This is a genomic window from Arthrobacter sp. A2-55 (assembly GCF_025548615.1).
Taxonomy (GTDB): domain Bacteria; phylum Actinomycetota; class Actinomycetes; order Actinomycetales; family Micrococcaceae; genus Specibacter; species Specibacter silviterrae.
On sequence record NZ_JAJLOZ010000127.1, the window covers coordinates 1 to 4,469 of the forward strand.

The window sequence follows — 4,469 nt, forward strand, 5'->3', positions numbered from 1 at the left end:
CTATTAGCCCGGTGGTGATTATTTGATGGTGTATTTGAGGATGAGGTTGGTGCCGGGGTAGCGGGTCTCGGTGCTGTTGAGGTGGTCGCAGAGCTCTTTGATGGCCGCGGTTTTCGCCTTGGTCGGCAGCGGGTCCAGCCGGATCACCAGGTGGCCTGGCTCGCTGGTGTCGATGTCGCCGGGCTGGTTGAATGCCTGGCGCATGAGTGCGTGGGCTTCCTGGTTGGCGCGCCGGTAGCCGGTGTTGGTGCGGATCTCCCGCGCGATCGTCATCGCGGTGTTGTAGGCGGCCATGCGGATGCCGTGGTGGATCAGCTTGACCTCGGTGTTCAGGACCTGTTGTCCCGGGTTCAGGTCCCCGAGCCGGACCTTGGCCGGAATGCTCTTATGCACGTTCTCGGCAGCGGCCAGGGCTTTTTCTGCTTCCCATACCGGTGTCATGGCCTGGTTGTGCATGGCGCTGGTCACCGTGACCTCGCCGGCGCCTTCTGCCGGGGTTTTCAGGGCCAGCAGGTTCGCATCCGCCACGGCGGCGGCCTCTGCATGCGCGTTCCTGGCGGCAACAACTTTTTGGTAGGCCTTCTTCTTGGCCGGTTCCGGCACCAAACGGTCCTCGTTGTCACCGGTGCTGGTGTAGGAGTCGTGGGAGTCGAGGTCGAAGTGCATGCGGGCGTAGCGGAACTGGTTTTCCTGCCGCCACCGCGATCCCATCCGGTACACCACCTCCCCGGCGCTCATGGCGCGGTCGGTGGTGAGGATGTGGATTTGCCGGGTGCCGCCACCGGTCGCCGCCACGATCCGGCTGACCTGCCGGATCGGGAAGACTTCCCCGGTCGTCTTCGTCGCGGCCAGGGGCAGGTCAACGACTGTGTCAGCGACCGACCACTTTCGCTCTTCCCCGTGCACGTCGGTATGGGAGACCTCTTTGAAGAGATCTTTCTGGACATCTTTGCTGGCGCCCTTGCGCCAGGTGAGCACATCAAATCCCTTTTCAGCCATGTGTTTGAACAGATCCGGCGACCAGCCGCCGCGGTCAAAACCGACCAGCACGCGCCGGCCGTCACCGACGGCTGTGCGCAGCTCCGGCAGGAGGCGGCGCAGCTCGGCGGCGAGGGATGCACCGGGTGCGGACATGACGACGAACACGGGTGAGCCGTGGGCGTCGGTGACCCAGGTTTCCTCGGTGGCCGGGACGGGGAACTTCAACCGTGTCGAGTAGATTTTCCCGATCTTTTTTGTGCCCTGGTAGGCGCGCACGTGCCCGTCAACGTAGAGGATGGCGGCCAGGTCTTCCCCGCCCGGACCGGTGGCGGTGAGGTGGTGTTTGGCCAGGGCCGCGATCAGTTCTTCGGCCTTGCCGGCCTCAGCCAGCTGGGAGATCCGGCGGCGGATCGTTTTCACCTCCGGGGCGCGGTCCATGCCCAACACCCGGCCAAGCTCTTGGGGGTCGAAGCGGGTGGCGCCTTCGGCCCGGGCTTCCCCGGCCAGGGCCCTCAGCACGGCATCGATCAGGACGGTTTCCAGTCCGTAGAACCCGTCCGGCAAGGACCCATACGTGTCTTTCGCGCAGGCCAGCAGGCCGGTGGTTTCCAGTGCCGGCAACGCCAGGAACAATCCGGCATGCCGCGCCCGGGCGGCCGGGGCAAACCGTGGTTCCGCGCACTCAAGGAGCCCGGCCCGTGCCGCGGCCCGTTCCCCGCCCCGGGCGAGAGGTGCCGGCAAGACCGGCAGCGGGAGCTGTTCCGGACGCCGCGTTCCCTCCTGCCGGGTGAGGCTGGATGTTGATGCTGTTTCCTGGATCCCCTGTTCATCAACGATTTTCAGGGCGCGCCGGACACTGAATTCCGAGACGCCGACCGCGGCGGCAATGGAACGCAAGGAGCGGTGCTGCCCGCGCAGGGCAACGATCCGTTCGATCGTTGAAGCCACCAGCACCGAGGGACGCTTGGGTCCCTTCTTCTCCGCCACCAGGGCCGCCACTCCACCAGCACCGGCCAGTTGGCCCCACTTCCACAGCGCCACCGTGGAAACCTTGAAAGCCTTCGCGATTTCAGCGGCCGAGGCCGCATGCAGGCGCACCAATTTCACGGCCGCCCAACGACGGGCGGCACCATCCCCGACATCCCAAACATCACAGAGCTGACCACGAATATAGACCTCCCCGCCCCGGTCGCCTTCAACCAGGGACACGGCCAAGCCCACCGGCACCGCCGCAGGAACCATTGACAGGGGAAGAGGCGGCTGGGCAGTCATAACAGCCATCATTCCACCCTCCATGAGACGACAAAACAGTAAGTCTATTTTATCGCAGATTGGGCAAAATTAACAGTCTTTTACCCAACAAAAACCCCGAAAAATCAACGACCACCCAAAACCGCCCCACCACCATGACCGGAGGCCTGGACCTTGGTGGGTAATATACCCATTATTGCCACTAACAAGGGCTTGATTGACTATCATATTTGAAATCACATTCACGCCGCCGCTCATGTTGGAAAAATATGCGGTGTGTAGTGGGAATGTCGTTATCTTGGTCGAGTTGAAGCAGTACCGGATCTCGGAAACGTACGAGTAAAGACGAACGCCCACGGAGTTCCTATTTTCGTTTCCATATGCATTGTCTACGCAAGTGTCGGTAAGCAACAAGGGCTTCGCGGCGGTCCCCCTGGGCTGCGGCACCTTCTTCGACGAGATGAGATAGGTTGTCGACTTTGATGGGTCAACGATCCATTTTGAGATGTCAGGGTTGTCCTGAACCCACTTCGCATCGCTGGCGGTTTGAGCTCCGTTGAGATATCGGGCTTGGATGGCGCGTGCCGTTTCAACGATGCTTGACGAATCAGGCATGTTTGATTGGTCAATCGATGAGGTGGCCCCTGAAGCGCCACCGGCCGGTACTACGATGAATCCTGCAACGACCAATGCGATGGCCGCTTTAATTAGTCCTTTTCTTCGTGAAAACATCAAATTTCACCCCCATTATGGCATCGCGTCGTCCCCGACTGGTTCAGTCCATCGTAGTGGCGATTCGCAATGTGGAATCACACTATACAGTTGTCAAATTTATGTCAAGGATTCGCACCGAATTGTAGAAGATCTCTCTAATAATTATTGGCAGGCCTGGTGACCGCTGGCAGGATTGATGCAGGGCCGCTGTGGTGGTTCAGCATCGGCCCGTCCCCTTGCCATGGCTTGATAAAGGGTTGGCCCGACCGAGGGCACGACCCGCTCGCGGCCCTGGCGTGGAGGATCTGGCGTAAACCTGTACGTGGACGGGTACATTCATGCCTACCATGGCACCACGCGCGACATCGATCCCACAGTTCCAGGTCTTCTTACCATTCGGCCGGACCCGTTGCCCACTTAGGCCAAACCAGGGCCTTCTAAGGGCCCTTCAACCATCTCATTGCGACCGAAATACGCTACCCTCGGCACAGGAATCATCCTCAACTTCGCCGCCAAGAGCATGGTGCTGGACTTCGTAGAATAGATCCCTATATTAGGAGCCCTGGTCCTAGAAGTCCTTGTGCTTGTTCCTCCTGAGCGTCAGCAAGAGAATCGCGCCTTGAACGACTATGGGTACTAAGAACATTGCGATGCCGAAGAAGACGGACCATGGACTGTTTCCCGGTTGTCCGTTGTAGACACCCCCGGGATAAAAGCGTCCCTCAAACTGGGTGGGAATGTAAAAGAAGATCAAGGCAGCAGCAAGCCCTCCGGGCCAGATCAAGGTACATATCAATTTTTCCGCAAACGTCCAGGACTTGCCAACCCACAAAAGTATGGCACCTGCAAACCAGCCAATAATCGCAAATCCCCCCAAGAGGAGCAGGCATGTAGTTAGGATGAGGTAAGCAGTCGAATCGCCGCGACTGCTCGTGCCGCCCTGATTGGTAGCGCTTGCCACTTCTTCTGGTGAACCCAATTCTTTCAGGATCGCAGAGGTGGCGTGTCCGGCTACTCGCTCTGCATGAATGTGCTCTTCCACTTCTCGTATGATCTCGTGTCGCTCCGTGTCTGGCAGCGACATGAGCCTGGAGTCAAGTTCGTCAAGATAGCGGCGTACCTGCGAGCCATCAATGGTTTCTTTCATTTGAGGGTTCCGTTCATCGTGACGTCGACTGTTTTTTTCAGAAGGTCCCATTCTGCCGTGAACTCGGCAAGTGCACTCTTGCCGGATTTAGTCAGCCTGTAGTAACGCCTGGGAGGTCCCGAGGTCGATTCTTTCCAGGTGGTATCGACAAGACCATTGCGACGCAGCCTTGCAAGGAGTGGATAAATGGTTCCAGTCCCGCCCATTAACCCACTTTGGGCGAGTTTGCGAGCCAAATCGTGTCCGTAGTAATCAGCGTCTCGCATTAGTGCCAAAACGCAATATTGTAGAACCCCTTTTCGTAGGTTTGCTAACACCTGCCCATCTGCTCCCATGCTATGCATGGTACCTGCTAATAATCCTAAACTCTAGTGAT

3 protein-coding genes are annotated in these 4,469 nt (G+C 58.9%); all 3 read right to left on the reverse strand.

Annotation, left to right across the window (positions count from 1 at the left end; all coding sequences use genetic code 11):
• Positions 1-18 precede the first annotated feature (18 nt).
• The 3 genes from LPN03_RS20450 to LPN03_RS20460 all read right to left on the reverse strand — a co-directional run bounded on the left by LPN03_RS20450 (position 19) and on the right by LPN03_RS20460 (position 4,428).
• Positions 19-2,253 (reverse strand): putative transposase, encoded by a 2,235-nt coding sequence (locus LPN03_RS20450; RefSeq protein ID WP_262455721.1) that lies wholly within the window; start codon positions 2,251-2,253, stop codon positions 19-21.
• Between the two features lie 1,261 nt (positions 2,254-3,514).
• On the reverse strand, positions 3,515-4,093 hold the full coding sequence (locus LPN03_RS20455) for an HAAS signaling domain-containing protein (protein ID WP_165183822.1): 579 nt from the start codon (positions 4,091-4,093) through the stop codon (positions 3,515-3,517).
• Complete coding sequence (locus LPN03_RS20460; protein ID WP_240902449.1) at positions 4,090-4,428, reverse strand: PadR family transcriptional regulator; 339 nt, start codon at positions 4,426-4,428, stop codon at positions 4,090-4,092. Before LPN03_RS20460 ends, LPN03_RS20455 begins: the two co-directional genes overlap by 4 nt.
• Positions 4,429-4,469 lie beyond the last annotated feature (41 nt).

What these genes read in the sequence shown, in the direction of transcription:
- LPN03_RS20460 (WP_240902449.1), bottom strand. Translation starts at nt 4,428, where the DNA reads ATGGGAGCAGATGGGCAGGTGTTAGCAAACCTACGAAAAGGGGTTCTA.
- LPN03_RS20455 (WP_165183822.1), bottom strand. Translation starts at nt 4,093, where the DNA reads ATGAAAGAAACCATTGATGGCTCGCAGGTACGCCGCTATCTTGACGAA.
- LPN03_RS20450 (WP_262455721.1), bottom strand. Translation starts at nt 2,253, where the DNA reads ATGACTGCCCAGCCGCCTCTTCCCCTGTCAATGGTTCCTGCGGCGGTG.